A 15795-nucleotide genomic window follows, 5' to 3' on the forward strand; every position below is an offset into this window, starting at 1 on the left:
GTCGGAGCGCATAATCCGTGGCATGGGAAAGCGTTACGACCGCATAGACGGCAGGATCCGCACCTTCATCGAGGACCAGCCGGTCTTCTTCACCGCCACGGCCCCGCTGGCCGCCGACGGACACGTCAACCTGTCCCCCAAGGGGAGGGCCGGGACGCTCGTCGTGCTGGACGAGACGACCCTGGCGTACCTGGACTTCGGCGGCAGCACCGCGGAAACCGTCGCGCACATACGGGAGAACGGGCGCGTCACCCTGATGTGGTGCGCCTTCACCGGGCCGCCCAAGGTGCTGCGGGTGCACGGGCAGGGCGAGGCCGTGTTCCGGGACGACCCGCGGTGGGCCGGCCTCATCACGCGGTTCGAGGACGTCGACGGGCCGAGCGCCCGCGCCATCGTCGTGGTCCACGCGCGGCGCATCAGCGACAGCTGCGGTTTCGCCGTCCCCTTCATGGAGTACCGGGAGGAACGGACGCAGCACGCCGAGTACTTCGCCCGCAAGACGGACGAGGAGTTCGCGGCGTACTGCGAGAAGAAGGACTACATCGGCGTGAGCCTGGACGGCCTGCCCGCGCTGCCGCTGCCGCTGCCCGCGCGGGCGGACTGAGCCGGGGGCCGGCCCCGCTAACGGTCGTTCTGGGCCAGCCGCAGCAGGTGGTCGGCCAGCGCCTGGCCGCCCGCCGGGTCGCGGCTGATCAGGAGCAGCGTGTCGTCGCCCGCGATGGTGCCGAGGATCGCGTTCAGCTCGGCCTGGTCGATGGCCGAGGCCAGGAACTGGGCGGCGCCCGGCGGCGTGCGCAGGACGACGAGGTTGGCCGATGCCTCGGCGGAGATCAGCAGTTCGCCGGAGAGGCGCCGCATGCGCTCTTCCTTGGCGGACTCGCCGAGCGGCGCGTGCGGGGTGCGGAAGCCGCCCTCGCTCGGCACGGCGTAGATCAGCTCGCCGCCGGTGTTGCGGATCTTCACCGCGCCCAGCTCGTCCAGGTCCCGGGAGAGCGTCGCCTGGGTGACGCTCAGCCCGTCGTCGGCGAGGAGCTTCGCCAGCTGGCTCTGCGACCGCACCGGCTGCCGGTTCAGGATGTCCACGATCCGGCGGTGCCTGGCGGTGCGGGTCTGCGGTACGGCCTGGCCGCCGTGCTCGTTGTCCTGCGCCTGCGCCTCGGTCATCGGTGTCATTCTCCGGATCGTCGGTCCCCGTGTGCGGTGTCGAGAACGCCGGGCAGGGCCTGGAGGAACGTTTCCACCTCGTCGTCTCCGATGACATACGCCGGCATGAGCCGTACGACATCGGGGGCGGGCGCGTTCACCAGGAGACCGGCGTCCTGAGCCGCCTGCTGCACCTGGGGAGCGAGCGACTCGGTGAGCACGATACCCAGGAGCAGGCCGGCGCCACGGACGTGGGAGACGAGCGGGTGCCCGAGTGACTCGATTCCGTCCCGCAGCTTCTCCCCCATCCGCTTGACGTGGTCGAGGAGCCCGTCGGCCGCGATGGTGTCCAGTACGGCCAGTCCGGCGGCGCACGCGACGGGGTTCCCGCCGAAGGTCGTGCCGTGCTGGCCGGGCCTGAGGAGGTCCGCCGCCTCGCCGAAGGCGAGGGTCGCGCCGATCGGGAGCCCGCCGCCGAGTCCCTTGGCGAGGGTGACGATGTCGGGATCGACGCCGTCGTGGCCCTGGTACTCGAACCAGCGGCCCGTGCGCCCGATGCCCGTCTGGACCTCGTCGAGGACGAGCAGGGTGCCGGTGGCGCGGGTGATCTCGCGGGCGGCCCGCAGGTAGTCCTCGGGCGGGACGACGACGCCGAGCTCGCCCTGGATCGGCTCGATGACCAGCAGCGCGGTGTCGGAGGTGACGGCGGCGCGCAGCGCCTCGGCGTCTCCGAACGGTACGTGCGTCACGTCGCCGGGGAGCGGCAGGAAGGGCTCGCGCTTGCCGGGCTGGCCGGTGAGCGCGAGGGCTCCCATGGTGCGGCCGTGGAAGCCGCCCTCGGTGGCGACCATGTGCGTACGGCCGGTGAGGCGCCCGATCTTGAAGGCGGCCTCGTTGGCCTCGGCGCCGGAGTTGGAGAAGAACACCCGGCCGGGGCGGCCGGAGATCTGGATCAGCCGCTCGGCGAGGGCCACGGGCGGCTCGGCGACGAACAGGTTCGAGACATGGCCGAGGGAGGCGATCTGACGGGAGACGGCTTCGACGATCGCGGGGTGGGCGTGGCCCAGCGCGTTCACGGCGATGCCTCCGACGAAGTCGGCGTACTCCTTGCCGTCGGCGTCCCAGACCTTCGCGCCCCGGCCGCGTACGAGCGACAGCCCGGGCGTGCCGTAGTTGTCCGTCATGACGCCCTGCCAGCGCTGTGTCAGCTCCTGGTTCGCGGTCACCTGACTCCCCCTTCGTGCTCGTCGGGCACGACCATCGTGCCGATGCCCTCGTCGGTGAAGATCTCCAGCAGGATCGAGTGCTGCACGCGGCCGTCGATCACGCGGGCGGTGTTGACCCCGTTGCGTACGGCGTGCAGGCACCCTTCCATCTTGGGGACCATGCCGCTGGAGAGCTCCGGCAGCAGCTTCTCCAGTTCCTTGGCGGTGAGCCGGCTGATCACTTCGTCGCTGTTCGGCCAGTCCTCGTAGAGCCCCTCGACGTCGGTGAGGACCATCAGCGTCTCGGCGCCCAGCGCGGCGGCGAGCGCGGCCGCGGCGGTGTCGGCGTTGACGTTGAACACGTGGTGGTCGTCGGCGCTGCGGGCGATGGACGAGACGACCGGGATACGGCCGTCGTCGAGCAGGGCCTGGATGGCGCCGGTGTCGATGGCGGTGATCTCTCCGACCCGCCCGATGTCGACGGACTCGCCGTCGATCTGCGGGAAGTGCTGGGTGGCGGTGATGGTGTGGGCGTCCTCGCCGGTCATGCCGACGGCGAGCGGGCCGTGCTGGTTGAGCAGCCCGACGAGCTCGCGCTGCACCTGCCCGGCCAGGACCATGCGTACGACGTCCATGGCCTCGGGCGTGGTGACCCGCAGCCCGGCCTTGAACTCGCTCACCAGGCCGTGCCGGTCGAGCTGCGCGCTGATCTGCGGGCCGCCGCCGTGCACGACGACCGGCTTGAGGCCGGCGTGCCGCAGGAAGACGACGTCCTGGGCGAAGGCGGCCTTCAGGTCCTCGTCGATCATGGCGTTGCCGCCGAACTTGATGACGACGGTCCGGCCGTGGTGGCGGGTGAGCCAGGGCAGCGCCTCGACGAGAATCTGGGCCTTGGGCAGGGCGGTGTGCTTGCGGGCGCTCATGAGCTGTACGCGCTGTTCTCGTGGACGTAGTCGGCGGTGAGGTCGTTGGTCCAGATGACCGCCGACTCGGTGCCCGCCGCCAGGTCCGCGGTGATCTTCACCTCGCGGTAGCGCATGTCGACGAGGTCGCGGTCGTCGCCGACCGAGCCGTTCCTGCAGACCCAGACGTCGTTGATGGCGACGTTGAGCCGGTCGGGGTCGAAGGCGGCGCGCGTGGTGCCGATGGCGGACAGGACACGGCCCCAGTTGGGGTCCTCGCCGTGGATGGCGCACTTGAGGAGGTTGTTGCGGGCGATCGAGCGGCCCACCTCGACGGCGTCGGCCTCGGTCGCGGCGCCCACGACCTCGATCCGGATGTCCTTGCTGGCCCCCTCCGCGTCGCCGATGAGCTGGCGGGCGAGGTCGTCGCAGACGGTGCGTACGGCGGTGGCGAACGCGTCGTACTCCGGCGTCACCCCGGACGCGCCGGAGGCGAGCAGCAGCACCGTGTCGTTCGTCGACATGCAGCCGTCGGAGTCGACGCGGTCGAAGGTCTGGCGGGTGGCGTCGCGCAGCGCCCGGTCGAGGGCGTCCGCTTCGAGGTCGGCGTCGGTGGTGAGCACGACCAGCATGGTGGCGAGGCCGGGTGCGAGCATGCCCGCGCCCTTGGCCATGCCGCCGACGGTCCAGTCCTCGCCGCCCGCGACGGCCGTCTTGTGGACGGTGTCGGTGGTCTTGATGGCGATGGCGGCCTTCTCGCCGCCGTGCGCGGAGAGCTCGGTGGCGGCCTTCTCGACGCCGGGCAGGAGCTTGTCCATGGGGAGGGTGATGCCGATGAGGCCCGTGGAGGCGATGGCGATCTCACCGGCGCTGTGGCCCGTCAGCACCTGCGCGGCCTTCTCGGCGGTGGCGTGGGCGTCCTGGAAGCCCTTCGGGCCCGTACAGGCGTTGGCGCCGCCGGAGTTGAGGACGACGGCGGAGACCCGGCCGCCCTTGACGACCTGCTCGGACCACAGGACCGGCGCGGCCTTCACGCGGTTGGAGGTGAAGACGCCCGCGGCGGCGAGGCGGGGCCCGTTGTTGACCACGAGGGCCAGGTCGGGGTTGCCGCTGTCCTTGATCCCCGCGGCGATGCCCGCCGCGGTGAATCCCTTTGCTGCCGTGACGCTCACGGTGCCACTCCTGTCGTGGAAAGACCGGTGTCCTCGGGGAGCCCGAGGGCGATGTTCATGCTCTGCACCGCGCCGCCGGCGGTGCCTTTGGCGAGGTTGTCGATGGCGCTGATCGCGATGACGCGGCCGACGGCGCCGTCGTACGCGACCTGGATCTGGACGGCGTTGGAGCCGTACACGGAGGCGGTCGCGGGCCACTGCCCCTCGGGGAGGAGGTGCACGAACGGCTCGTCGGCGTACGCCTTCTCGTACGCCGCCCGTACGCTCTCGGCGGTCGCCCCGGGCTTCGCCTTCGCGCTGCACGTGGCGAGGATGCCTCGGGACATGGGCGCGAGCGTCGGCGTGAAGGAGACGGTGACCCGCTCCCCCGCGGCGGCGCTGAGGTTCTGGATCATCTCGGGGGTGTGGCGGTGGCCGCCGCCGACGCCGTACGGCGTCATGGAGCCCATCACCTCGCTGCCGAGCAGATGCGGCTTGAGCGCCTTGCCCGCGCCGGAGGTGCCGGTGGCGGCGACGATCACGGCGTCGGACTCGGCGAGCTGCGCAGCGTACGCCGGGAAGAGCGCGAGCGAGACGGCGGTCGGGTAGCAGCCGGGAACGGCGACGCGCTTGGAGCCGGCGAGCGCGGCGCGGGCACCGGGGAGCTCGGGGAGACCGTACGGCCAGGTCCCGGCGTGCGGCGAACCGTAGAACGCCTCCCAGTCGGCGGCGTCCCGGAGCCGGAAGTCGGCGCCCATGTCGACCACGAGCACGTCGTCACCGAGCTGCTCGGCGACGGCGGCGGACTGGCCGTGCGGGAGCGCCAGAAAGACGACGTCGTGCCCGGCGAGCACTTCCGGGGTGGTGGGCTCCAGCACGCGGCCGGCCAGCGGCAGCAGATGCGGCTGGAGCGAGCCGAGCCGCTGTCCCGCGTTGGAATGGCCGGTCAGGGCGCCGATCTCCACCCCGGGGTGGGCGAGGAGCAGACGGAGCAGTTCCCCGCCCGCGTATCCACTCGCCCCTGCCACTGCTGCACGTACCGCCATCGAGCCCTCCTAGTCGATGGCATGACTATACGCACCTACGCAGTTTTATGCAAAGATTTTCCGTCTCGCCCCGTGAGCCCCTCACCAGGAACCGGCACCCCGCGTCCGATGTCGTACCGGTCATGATTGCGAACGCGGAAGAGCTGACCGACGACTGGGAGTCGATCCGCCAGGGGTACTTCCCGGGAGAGCACGACGAGACCCTGCTGGAGTGCGTGGAGCAGCTCCGCCGGGCGCGGGCTTCGGTGCCCCGGGACCCGGACGAGACGGCGTTCTTCACGCTGGGCCTGGTGTGGATGTACGGCCATGCGGCGGGCGAGGCGGAGCCCGGGGCGGCGGACGAGGCCGAGGTGGCGCTGCTGGACGCCGCCTCGGATCCGGCCGTCGTGAACCACGCGTGCGCCCCCGGGGCCCATCCGTGCGACGGCGACCCCGACGGGCAGCTGGAGTCCTTCGAGATGGTTCTGTCACTGCCGGCCGGGGACTCGGAGTACGCATGGGGAGACCTCGGCCGGAAGGACCAGCAGCACGAGGCGGGGCCCCGCTGGCGCTGCCCGCACAACGTGGCGGGCTTCGCCCGGTGGGCCGCGGCGGCGATCCGCCGGGATGGCCGCAGAGCCTGAGCCGGCCCCCTCCTTCGGTCCGCCTCGCCGACGACGGCGCCGCCGGAGGCGGTGGCGGCGTTCTCCGCGGGGCGCCGCCTGCGCCATTCGGCCCCGGGCGGCGCCGGCCGCCCCGGCCTCAGCGAGCAGAACACCGCGATCGCCGCACCTGTCCGCCGGCGCGGCGCCCGGGCCGAACCGAAGAGCGGCTTCACCCCCGGTCCACCTGCCCGCCAATGGGCCAGCTGTCCGGCCGGGGCCGCCCGGCCCGGCCATGCGGCCTTCGGACGGGTGCCCGGAGCGATGCCGAAGCGTGCCGTGGCTCACTCCACGTCCACGTCGTCGAGCAGCGCGTGCATCGCGCCCAGCACGCGGAGGCACGCGTCGATGTCCGCCGTGGTCAGATCACCGTTCACACGACGCAGCAGTGCGTGTTCGCGGGCCCGCACCGCGCCGATCGCGGCCCGGCCCCGATCGGTGAGCCGGATGAGCGGCGACCGGCGGTGCACGGGGTTGGCGGCACTCTCCACCAGACCGTGCCGCGCCGCGTCGTTGACCATGCGCTGTACGAACTGCCGGCTGAGCGCTTGCGCCCGCCCCATCTGCGGCACCGTCATCGGCCCCCGGGTGCGCAGGAGATCGAGTACCGCGCGCACCCCGACCGACAGGCCCTCGATCGGTGCCGCCTGCTCCACCTTGCGGTGGACCCGCCGGTAAAGCGGGCCGACCAGGTCGAATACCTCGGTGAGGCGTTCGGCCAGCTCGTCCGGAGAGGACGTGGCGGGGGCTTCGGTGTGTTCGTCCGTCATGCCACCAGGATGACACCTTGGTTGCCAACTCTCGACAGAGATGACACCTTGGTTGTCATGAATACCGAACCCGCCTCCACCCCGACCCGTTTACTCCAGACCGCCGACGGCCGTCTCGCCTACCGTGAGGCGGGGTCCGGGCCGCCCCTGGTGTTCCTGCACGGCGGCTTCCTCGACCACCGCATGTGGGAGGAACAGATCCGGGCCTTCGCTCCGCACTACCGGGTCATCGCGTTCGACGCCCGTGGACACGGCGGCTCGGACAACGCGGCCGGTCCCTTCCGGCACGCCGACGACGTCGCCGCGCTGCTGCGGGGACTGGATGCGGCCCCGGCCGTGCTCGTCGGCGTGTCGATGGGCGGGGCCACCGCGGTCGACTGCGTGCTGGAACATCCGGAACTGGTCCGCGCGGTCGTCGTCAGCGGCGTTGGCACCAGCGAGCCCGCCTTCGGGGATCCCTGGACCCTGGACGTGTTTGCCGCCCAGGAGCAGGCGCTTGCCACAGGTGACGCGACCGGCTGGGTCGACGCGTTCATGCGTTTCACCTTCGGCCCGCACCGCGGTCCGGCCGCCGTCGATCCCGATGTGGTGCGCCGGGTACGGGAGATGGCGCTCGGCACTCTCGGCAAGCACACGCCCGATGAGCCCGACCACCGGGTGCCGGTCACGGCCACCTGGGAGCGCGCGGCCGGCATCGCCGTCCCCGTATGCGCGATCAACGGCGCCGTGGACGCCCCGGACAACCTCGCCATGGCCGACCGCCTGATGAGGCTTGTCCCCGACGGCCGCACCGTCACCCTCCCGGACACCGCGCACTACCCGAACATGGAGAACCCGGCCCGCTTCAACGCCGAGCTGGCCTCGTTCCTGGAGGCCGTCAGCGGGAACGGCGCGTCGACCGCCTGAAGCAGCGGTGCGGCATCGCCCCCGGTGCGACAAGATCACCGGCCCCGGCAGAGGGCCCGGCGCCCGAGCCGCTCGATGCCGTCCGGTGCACCCGGGCCGGACCGCCGGGCCTGTGCGCCGGGCTCGTTCTCCAGTGGACGGATCCTTGCGGCGAGGCACATCTGCGGCCGTCCGCTCCTCCAGTCCTCCTGGATGCGGTGCTCGCAGCCGGCCACGGCGCACGGACGGACGCCGACGACCGGAGGACCGCCCGGGCGGCGGCGCCGTGGGCAGCGGCTCCGGCCGGGGTCTCGCCGGCGTGCGCGAGCGCGTCGGCCTCCTGCGCCTGCGCGGCCGCTTCACCGCCGGGCCCCGCCCGGGGTGGCGGGCCCGGGTCGTGATCATCGCGTACGAGACGGGCCTGGCGCCGCCCCGGTGAGAAGCGGGGAGAACCGGGGAGAACCGGGGAAAGTAGGACGCGATCTGTCCTGGATCGGCTCTAGCCTCGACGTACCAGCCCCGAAACGGCACAGGAGCAGCGGATGAGCCTCGTCGACGGCAACCAGCCGGATTCCACCCCCACCTGGATCGACCTCGACGTTCCCGACCTCGAACGCGCGAAGGAGTTCTACGGCGCGCTGTTCGGCTGGACCTTCGAGACCACCGCCGCCACCGCGGAGTCCGACGGCTCCACCACGTGTCTGCTGCGCGGCCTGGCGGTCGCCGCGTTCCGGCCCGCCTCCGCGCCCGGTTACGCCCCCGGCTCCTGGCGCATGTACTTCGCCACGCGGGACTGCGACGCCACCGCCCAGCGCGTCGTCGACGCGGGCGGCGCCCTGACGCAGGGTCCGCTGGACGTCGGAGACCGGGGGCGCACGGCTCTCGCTTCGGACTCCGTCGGCGCCCGGTTCGGGCTCTGGCAGGGCGGCACACACCCCGGCTGCCGGATCGTGAACGAACCGGGCTCCCTGGTCCGCAATGACCTGAGTACGCCCGAGCCGGGCCCCGCGCGGGACTTCTACACGGCGCTCTTCGGCTTCACCCTGGACGGCAACCCGGATCTCCCCGGCTTCGACTTCACCTTCCTGCGCCGGCCCGACGGCCATGAGATCGGCGGGATCTTCGGCGACCCGACCGCCACCGCCTCCGTCTGGCAGACCACCTTCGAGGTCGCGGACACCGACGCGGTGGCGGAGCGCGCCGTCGCGGCCGGAGGCACGGCCGGCGCTCCCGAGGACTTTCCGTACGGCCGGACGGCGGAGATCACCGACCCGTTCGGCACCGTCTTCCACGTGATCGCCAGGCCCCCGGCCCAGCGGGGGTGAGACGGGGCGGGACGGACGGAAGGGGAAGGAGCGGGGACTCCGTTAGCCTGAGGGCACAATGAACCATTTGACGACGTCACTGGGCGAATACGACCTCGTCCGCTTCCCCGAGGACCCCCGCGACAGGCTCCGCGCCTGGGACGCGGCCGACGAGTACCTGCTGCGGCATCTCGAGGGAACCGGCGACGCTCCTCCCGTGGACCTGTCCGGCACCGTCGTCGTGGTGGGCGACCGCTGGGGCGCCCTGGCCACGGCCCTCTCCGGCTGCCGTCCCGTGCAGATCACCGACTCGTTCCTCACCCAGCAGGCGACGCGGGTGAACCTGGAGCGCAACGGGGCCGACGCGTCGGGGGTACGGCTCCTCTCCACCCAGGAGCCCCCGCCGGAGCGCATCGACGTACTGCTGATCCGCGTGCCCAAGAGCCTCGCGCTCCTGGAGCACCAGCTGCACCGGCTCGCTCCGCACGTCCACGCGGGCACCGTCGTCGTCGGCACGGGAATGGTCAAGGAGATCCACACCTCGACGCTCAGGCTCTTCGAGCGGATCCTCGGTACGACGCGGACGTCGCTGGCGGTGAAGAAGGCGCGCCTCATCTTCTGCACGCCGGACCCCGGCCTCGCCCGGGGCAACGACCCGTGGCCGTACAGCTATGCGCTGCCCTCCGACGTCGGGGTGGTGTCCGGCCTCACCGTCACCAACCACGCGGGCATCTTCTGCGCCGAGCGCCTCGACATCGGCACGAGGTTCTTCCTGCGTCACCTCCCCGGGCGCCGCGGCCCCGAGCGCGTCGTGGACCTGGGCTGCGGCAACGGTGTGGTGGGTACGGCGGCCGCGCTGGCCAATCCGGAGGCCGAGGTGCTGTTCGTCGACGAGTCGTTCCAGGCGGTGGCGTCGGCACAGGCCACGTTCCGGGCGAACGCCGGGGCCGGCAGCAAGGCGGAGTTCCTGGTGGGCGACGGCCTGTCGGGCGTACCGGAGGGGACGGTGGACCTCGTACTGAACAACCCGCCGTTCCACAGCCACCAGGCGACGACGGACGCGACGGCCCGGCGCATGTTCGCCGGTGCGCGCGACGCGCTGCGCCCCGGCGGCGAACTGTGGGTCATCGGCAACCGGCACCTCGGCTACCACGTGGCGCTGCGCCGGATCTTCGGCAACAGCGAACTGGTCGCGAGCGACCCGAAGTTCGTGGTCCTGCGGGCGGTGAAGCGGTAGCACCGGGTGCGGCGGCGGCGCAGGGCCCCCGCCGGGCCTACGCACCGCCCGGCAGCCCCTGGCACGCGCCCCGCAGCCGCCGTACGCCCTCGGTGATCTCGGCCGGCCCCGCCACCCCCGCGAAGCTCAGCCGGATGTGCCCCGCGGTCGGCTCCGCGCTGAAGTACGGGCGGCCGGGCGCGATGGCGACGCCCGCCCGGAGCGCCGCCGAGACCACCGCGTTCTCGTCCGCGCCGTCAGGCAGGCGCAGCCACAGGTGGTAGCCGCCCGCCGGGATGTGCGGCAGGGCGAATGCGGGAAGGCCGAGCCGCAGGGCGGCGGCCATGGTGTCACGGCGCCCCCTCAACTCCGCCGCCACGGTGCGCAGATGGCGCGGCCAGGCCGGGGAGCCGACGAGCTCCACGGCGGCCTCCTGGAGGGGCCGGGGCACGAAGAAGCTCTCGACGACCTGAATGGCGCGCAGCCTCTCCAGCACCGGGCCGCGCGCCGCCAGCGCGCACACCCGGAAGCTGGGCGAGGTCGCCTTGGTGAGCGAGCCGACGTGCACGACGACGCCGTCGTGGTCGTCGGTGGCGAGCGGCCGGGGCAGTGGCCCCGCGTCGTCGTGCACGAGGCGCCGTACGAAGTCGTCCTCGACGACGAAGGCCCCGGCCTCGCGGGCGATCCGCAGCACCTCGGGCCGGCGCTCGGCCGAGAGCACCGCGCCGGTCGGGTTCTGGAAGAGCGGCTGGCAGACGAAGACGCGGGCGCCGGTGGCCTTGAAGGCCGCGGCGAGGAGTTCGGGGCGCACCCCGTCCGAGTCGACCGGTACCGGTACCGGTCGCATTCCCGCCGCGCGGGCGATCGCCAGCATGCCGGGGTACGTCGGCGACTCGACCAGTACCGGCGCGCCGGGCGGGGCGAGGGCGCGCAGGGCCGTCGTCAGCGCGCTCTGGCCGCCGGCGGCGATCAGGACTTCGGCGGCCGTGATGGCGCCGCCGATCCCCCGGGCGAACCATTCGCGCAGTTCGGGGATGCCGTCGGTCGGGGGGCGGCCCCAGGCGCCGGGGCGCCGCCCGGCCCGCGCGAGGGCGGCCGCCATGGCCCGCTCGGGACGGAGGGAGGCGTGGAGGTAACCGCTGTTGAACTCGATGACGCCGGGCGACGGGGCGGCGAGGGTGACCAGGACCCCGGAGGCGTCGACCGAGCGCGGCACGAGTTCGGTGGCTCCGTCGGCGCTGAGCGCGACCTCCTGCCAGGAGGTGTCGCCCGGCGCCGCCGTGTCCGTACGGGGCTGCGTCCGGAAGGCGCCCGCGCCGGGCCGGGTGACGACCAGGCCCTCGGCGGCGAGCTGGGCAAGAGCCCGCGAGACCGTCACCGGGCTCACCCGGTAGCGCTCCACCAGCACCCGGCTCGACGGGAGCTTTCCACCAGGCGAGTAGTGGTTGAGCTCCCGCTTAAGGGATTCGGCCAGTTCGGCGACGCTGCTACGCTCATGCATGACAGCACAGAATAGCGCTACTCGCGATACGGCAGTAGCAGTCAGCAGTGGTTCGAACGGGACGCAAGGGGCCGGACCGAGGGCCGGCGCCGGCACCGCCCGCAGCGGAACGCTCCTCGCCGCGCTCGGTGTCATCGCCTTCTCGCTCACGTTCCCGGCCACCGCCTGGGGTCTCGAAGGCTTCGGCCCCTGGTCGCTCGTCGCCGTACGCAGCGTCCTCGCGGCGCTCGTCGCGGGCGCCGCGCTGCTCGCCCTGCGGATACCCCTGCCCGCCCGCGCCCACTGGGCGGGGCTCGCCGTGGTCGGCGGCGGCGTGGTCCTCGGCTTCCCGATGCTCACCACGCTCGCCCTCCAGACCTCCACCACTTCGCACGCCGCCGTGGTGGTCGGTCTCCTGCCGCTGACCACCGCCGCCCTCTCCGCGCTGCGCACCGGGGCCCGCCCCTCCCGGGCGTTCTGGCTCGCGGCCCTCGCCGGCGCCGCCGTGGTGATCGCCTTCACGGTGCAGCAGAGCGGCGGCGCCCTGTCCACCGGCGACTTGTACCTCTTCGGCGCGCTGCTGGTCTGCGCCGCGGGCTACACCGAGGGCGGCAGGCTCGCGCGCGTGATGCCCGGCTGGCAGGTCATCGGCTGGGCCCTGATCCTCTGCCTCCCGTTCGCCGTTCCGGCGGCCGCCGTGGCGCTCGCCTTCGAACCGGTGCACCTCACGGCGCACAGCGTCGCGGGGCTCCTCTGGGTCGCGGTCGGCTCGCAGTTCCTGGGCCTGGTCGTCTGGTACCGCGGCATGGCCGAGATCGGCGTGTCCAAGGCCAGTCAGCTCCAGCTCGCCCAGCCCCTGCTGACCCTGGTCTGGTCGGTCGCCCTGCTCGGCGAGCACCTCTCCCCCGCGGCCCCGCTCGCGGCCGTCGGCGTACTGGTCTGCATCGCGGTCACCCAGCGCGCGCGGACCTGAGCGCGAGCGCGAGAACGGGTCGACCGCCGCCCCCGGCCGTAGACTGGCCGTACACGACACCAGCCTCAAGGAGGTCACTCCCGATGCAAGCAAGCGTGGGCGACCGGCTGCTGATGCACGGCAGGACCGTCGGGCACGAGGACCGGGTCGCCGAGATCGTCGAGGTCCTGGGATCCGAAGGCACTCCTCCGTACCGCGTCCGCTTCGACGACGGGCACGAGGCGCTGATGTCGCCGGGCCCGGACTCCGTCGTACGGCACACGGACACGAACCCGGCGCAATAGCCCGAAGCAGCCCTGAGCAACCCCAGCCCTGGTCCCGGTCCCGGCTCCCGAGGAGCCGAGCCGGTACGCCCCGGCCCAGCAGGGACCGTCAGCGGGGCGTCCGTACCCGGGCCGGGTAGTGGTCCGCCACCACCCGGTCCATCGCCCCGACGCGATCGGCCGCCACCTCCTTCGCCGAGAAGAAGACATGGCCGCGCGCCTCGGCGAAGTCCTTGGCGAGGGTCAGGTGGCGGGAGAGTTCGGCCGGGTCCTGCCAGGCCGCGGGCTGGGCCGGGTCCCCGGCCTTGTAGAGCGCCTCGCCGACGTACAGGTCGACGCCCGTGCCGCGCACGGTCTCCGCCCACCAGGGCAGCAGCTTGGCGTAGTCGGCGGCCTCGAAGCCGATGTTCCAGTAGAGCTGGGGCACGATGTGGTCGATCCAGCCCTCCTTCACCCACCTGCGGGTGTCGGCGTGCAGATCGTCGTACGTCTGCACCCCGGCCCGCGTCGGCGAGCCCAGCGGGTCGGTGGCGGCGTTGCGCCACACTCCGAAGGGGCTGATCCCGAAGCGGACCTTCTTGCCGTCCTTCTTCCCGGCCGCCTTGATCCGGTCGGACATCTCCCGCACCAGCCGGTCGGTGTTGTCGCGCCGCCAGGCGGCCCGGTCCGGGAATCCGGCGCCGTGGCGCGCGAACGCCTCGTCGTCGGCGAACTCCTGCCCCGCCACCGGGTACGGGTAGAAGTAGTCGTCCCAGTGCACGGCGTCGACGTCGTACCGCTCCACGGCGTCCATCATCGCGTCCTGCACGAAGCGCCTGACCTCCGGCAGCCCCGGGTTGTAGTAGAGCTTCCCGCCGTACGGCAGCACCCACTCCGGGTGCACGCGCGCCGGATGCGTCGCCACCAGCCGGGACGGGTCGGTGTGATTGGCCACCCGGTACGGGTTGAACCAGGCGTGCAGCTCGAGATCCCGCCGGTGCGCCTCCTCCACCGCGGTTCCCAGCGGGTCCCAGCCCGGGTCCTTGCCCTGTACGCCGGTGAGGTACTGCGACCACGGCTCGTGCGGCGAGGGCCACAGCGCGTCGGCGGTCGGCCGCACCTGGAACACCACCGTGTTCAGCCTGCGCCGCACCGCCGTGTCCAGATGGGCCAGGAGCTCGGCCTTCTGCTGGTCGGCGGTCAGACCCGCCCTGGACGGCCAGTCACGGTTGGCGACGCTCGCCAGCCACATCCCCCGCAGCTCGCGCTCCGGGGCGCGGCGCCGCCGCCTGCCGGCCGCGGCGGCGTCCCCGGAGACCGCCAGCGCGGACAGCGCCCCGGCCACTCCCGCCAACAACCCTCTTCGACCGATCTGACCCATATGTCGACCCCTGTTCCGTGGTGACGCGCGTACGTCCTGTCGTGTCCGCAGAGCATGCCCGCCCCGGCCCGTCGCGTACACGTGGGTCGGGAGTAACGTCGGGGGCCGAGGCGGGCACCGGCAACGGCCGGGAGCCTGCCGAACTGTTGATCAGCGAAAGGCACGATGTGACGGACTCCATGGCGGATGTGCAGCGCGTCGGAGTAGTGGGCTGCGGCCAGATGGGCGCAGGCATTGCCGAGGTGTGTGCCCGCAGCGGCCTCGAGGTGAAGGTTGCCGAGACCACGGGCGAGGCCCTGGAGATCGGCCGCACCCGGCTCTACAACTCCCTCTCGAAGGCCGCCGAGCGCGGCAAGATCACCGAGGAGGAGCGCGACGAGACGCTCGCCCGTCTCAGCTTCACCACCGACCTCGGCGAGTTCGCCGACCGCGACCTCGTGATCGAAGCCGTCGTCGAGAACGAGTCGATCAAGACCGAGATCTTCCAGGTCCTCGACCAGGTGGTGACCCGTCCCGACGCGATCCTCGCCTCCAACACCTCCTCGATCCCGCTGGTGAAGCTGGCCGTCGCCACCTCCCGGCCGGACCAGGTCATCGGCATCCACTTCTTCAACCCGGCCCCGGTGCAGAAGCTCGTCGAGCTGATCCCCGCGCTGACCACGTCCGAAGAGACGGTCAAGCGCGCCGAGGCCGTGGTGCAGAACGTGCTGGGCAAGCACCCGATCCGCGCCCAGGACCGCTCGGGCTTCGTGGTCAACGCGCTCCTCATCCCGTACCTGCTCTCGGCGATCCGGATGTTCGAGTCGGGCATCGCCAGCCGTGAGGACATCGACAACGGCATGGAGCTGGGCTGCGCCCACCCGATGGGCCCGCTCAAGCTCGCGGACCTCATCGGCCTCGACACGGTCGCCTCGGTCGCCGACTCGATGTACGCCGAGTACAAGGAGCCTCTGTACGCCGCTCCCCCGCTGCTCCAGCGCATGGTGGACGCGGGCAGGCTGGGACGTAAGACGGGATCCGGCTTCTACCCGTACGCCTGAGCCCTCCTGGTCCGCGATCCGCGATTCGCACGGAGTGTGCGGGGCGTACCCGCATATGCCCCGCACACACGCTCCCGCCATGGGCACAGGGCGAGTTGGCTCTGTGTCACATGCACGGGCCGTCGGACGGCCCTGTCGGAAGAAGGAGCGGACCGTGAGTATCGACCCCGACCAGACCGTGGTCGCAGAGGAGTACGCCGAGTTACGTCGCTGCCTCGACGTGGGGCTCACCAGGATCGACGGACATCTGGCGCTGCTGGCCCACCGGGGCGACCAGGCCGGCAGTGACCTGGCCGACCTGGCCGCGCGGGTGACGGCCCTGGAGCACAACCGCTGGCCGCTGCCCACCGTCTCGGCACTCACCGCGGCCGGAGCGCTCGCGGTGACCGTCTGGCAGGCCGTCGGCCGCTAGAGCC

The 15795-nt window shown here is 72.4% G+C and carries 18 protein-coding genes; 10 read left to right on the forward strand and 8 right to left on the reverse strand.

Annotation, left to right across the window (positions count from 1 at the left end; genetic code table 11):
• The first annotated feature begins 22 nt into the window (after positions 1-22).
• Positions 23-604 (forward strand): pyridoxamine 5'-phosphate oxidase family protein, encoded by a 582-nt coding sequence (locus ACWD0Y_RS05860; protein WP_450259216.1) that lies wholly within the window; start codon positions 23-25, stop codon positions 602-604.
• A 17-nt stretch (positions 605-621) separates the two neighbouring features.
• Here the strand turns inward: ACWD0Y_RS05860 and ACWD0Y_RS05865 are convergent, their stop codons facing one another.
• From ACWD0Y_RS05865 to argC, 5 genes are read right to left on the reverse strand one after another with little or no spacing between them, the layout of a single operon-like run.
• On the reverse strand, positions 622-1164 hold the full coding sequence (locus ACWD0Y_RS05865; RefSeq protein ID WP_069929634.1) for an arginine repressor: 543 nt from the start codon (positions 1162-1164) through the stop codon (positions 622-624).
• Between the two features lie 5 nt (positions 1165-1169).
• On the reverse strand, positions 1170-2327 hold the full coding sequence (locus tag ACWD0Y_RS05870; RefSeq protein ID WP_450259278.1) for an acetylornithine transaminase: 1158 nt from the start codon (positions 2325-2327) through the stop codon (positions 1170-1172).
• A gap of 38 nt (positions 2328-2365) precedes the next feature.
• On the reverse strand, positions 2366-3271 hold the full coding sequence (argB, locus tag ACWD0Y_RS05875) for an acetylglutamate kinase (RefSeq protein WP_093801790.1): 906 nt from the start codon (positions 3269-3271) through the stop codon (positions 2366-2368).
• Positions 3268-4422: a bifunctional glutamate N-acetyltransferase/amino-acid acetyltransferase ArgJ gene (argJ, locus tag ACWD0Y_RS05880; RefSeq protein WP_450259217.1), complete on the reverse strand. Its 1155-nt coding sequence runs from the start codon at positions 4420-4422 to the stop codon at positions 3268-3270. Before argJ ends, argB begins: the two co-directional genes overlap by 4 nt.
• Positions 4419-5447, reverse strand: coding sequence for an N-acetyl-gamma-glutamyl-phosphate reductase (gene argC / locus ACWD0Y_RS05885; RefSeq protein ID WP_450259218.1), 1029 nt, complete (start codon positions 5445-5447; stop codon positions 4419-4421). Before argC ends, argJ begins: the two co-directional genes overlap by 4 nt.
• 122 nt (positions 5448-5569) lie before the next feature.
• On the opposite strand from argC, the gene ACWD0Y_RS05890 reads away from it, so the two are divergent.
• Entirely contained in the window at positions 5570-6070 is a 501-nt protein-coding gene (locus ACWD0Y_RS05890) for a hypothetical protein (protein WP_450259219.1), read from the forward strand.
• A gap of 302 nt (positions 6071-6372) precedes the next feature.
• Here ACWD0Y_RS05890 and ACWD0Y_RS05895 read toward each other — a convergent pair whose 3' ends face one another.
• Positions 6373-6858, reverse strand: a complete 486-nt coding sequence (locus tag ACWD0Y_RS05895; protein ID WP_450259220.1) for a MarR family winged helix-turn-helix transcriptional regulator — start codon at positions 6856-6858, stop codon at positions 6373-6375.
• 57 nt (positions 6859-6915) lie between these two features.
• Between ACWD0Y_RS05895 and ACWD0Y_RS05900 the strand changes: the two genes are divergently transcribed.
• The 4 genes from ACWD0Y_RS05900 to ACWD0Y_RS05915 all read left to right on the forward strand — a co-directional run bounded on the left by ACWD0Y_RS05900 (position 6916) and on the right by ACWD0Y_RS05915 (position 10284).
• Positions 6916-7764, forward strand: coding sequence for an alpha/beta fold hydrolase (locus tag ACWD0Y_RS05900; RefSeq protein WP_450259221.1), 849 nt, complete (start codon positions 6916-6918; stop codon positions 7762-7764).
• Positions 7765-8029: 265 nt separating this feature from the next.
• Positions 8030-8182 carry a hypothetical protein gene (locus ACWD0Y_RS05905; protein ID WP_450259222.1) on the forward strand — a complete coding sequence of 51 codons (153 nt, stop codon included), beginning with the start codon at positions 8030-8032 and terminating at the stop codon, positions 8180-8182.
• 103 nt (positions 8183-8285) lie between these two features.
• Positions 8286-9068: a VOC family protein gene (locus ACWD0Y_RS05910; protein ID WP_450259223.1), complete on the forward strand. Its 783-nt coding sequence runs from the start codon at positions 8286-8288 to the stop codon at positions 9066-9068.
• Positions 9069-9126: 58 nt separating this feature from the next.
• Positions 9127-10284, forward strand: a complete 1158-nt coding sequence (locus tag ACWD0Y_RS05915; protein WP_450259224.1) for a methyltransferase — start codon at positions 9127-9129, stop codon at positions 10282-10284.
• Positions 10285-10321: 37 nt separating this feature from the next.
• Here ACWD0Y_RS05915 and ACWD0Y_RS05920 read toward each other — a convergent pair whose 3' ends face one another.
• Entirely contained in the window at positions 10322-11764 is a 1443-nt protein-coding gene (locus ACWD0Y_RS05920) for an aminotransferase-like domain-containing protein (RefSeq protein WP_450259225.1), read from the reverse strand.
• On the opposite strand from ACWD0Y_RS05920, the gene ACWD0Y_RS05925 reads away from it, so the two are divergent.
• A complete protein-coding gene (locus tag ACWD0Y_RS05925) occupies positions 11763-12716 on the forward strand; it encodes a DMT family transporter (RefSeq protein WP_450259226.1) in 954 nt (317 codons plus the stop codon). The two genes, ACWD0Y_RS05920 and ACWD0Y_RS05925, sit on opposite strands and share 2 nt — an antisense overlap.
• Before the next feature lie 83 nt (positions 12717-12799).
• Entirely contained in the window at positions 12800-13000 is a 201-nt protein-coding gene (locus tag ACWD0Y_RS05930) for a DUF1918 domain-containing protein (RefSeq protein ID WP_093801779.1), read from the forward strand.
• An 88-nt stretch (positions 13001-13088) separates the two neighbouring features.
• Here the strand turns inward: ACWD0Y_RS05930 and ACWD0Y_RS05935 are convergent, their stop codons facing one another.
• Entirely contained in the window at positions 13089-14339 is a 1251-nt protein-coding gene (locus ACWD0Y_RS05935; protein ID WP_450259227.1) for a glycoside hydrolase family 10 protein, read from the reverse strand.
• Positions 14340-14518: 179 nt separating this feature from the next.
• Between ACWD0Y_RS05935 and ACWD0Y_RS05940 the strand changes: the two genes are divergently transcribed.
• The gene (locus ACWD0Y_RS05940; protein ID WP_450259228.1) at positions 14519-15379 is read left to right on the forward strand and encodes a 3-hydroxybutyryl-CoA dehydrogenase; all 861 of its coding nucleotides are present in this window, start codon (positions 14519-14521) and stop codon (positions 15377-15379) included.
• A 154-nt stretch (positions 15380-15533) separates the two neighbouring features.
• A complete protein-coding gene (locus ACWD0Y_RS05945; RefSeq protein WP_093801684.1) occupies positions 15534-15791 on the forward strand; it encodes a hypothetical protein in 258 nt (85 codons plus the stop codon).
• The last annotated feature ends 4 nt before the right edge of the window (positions 15792-15795 follow it).

The sequence above is a fragment of the Streptomyces altiplanensis genome (assembly GCF_053591575.1).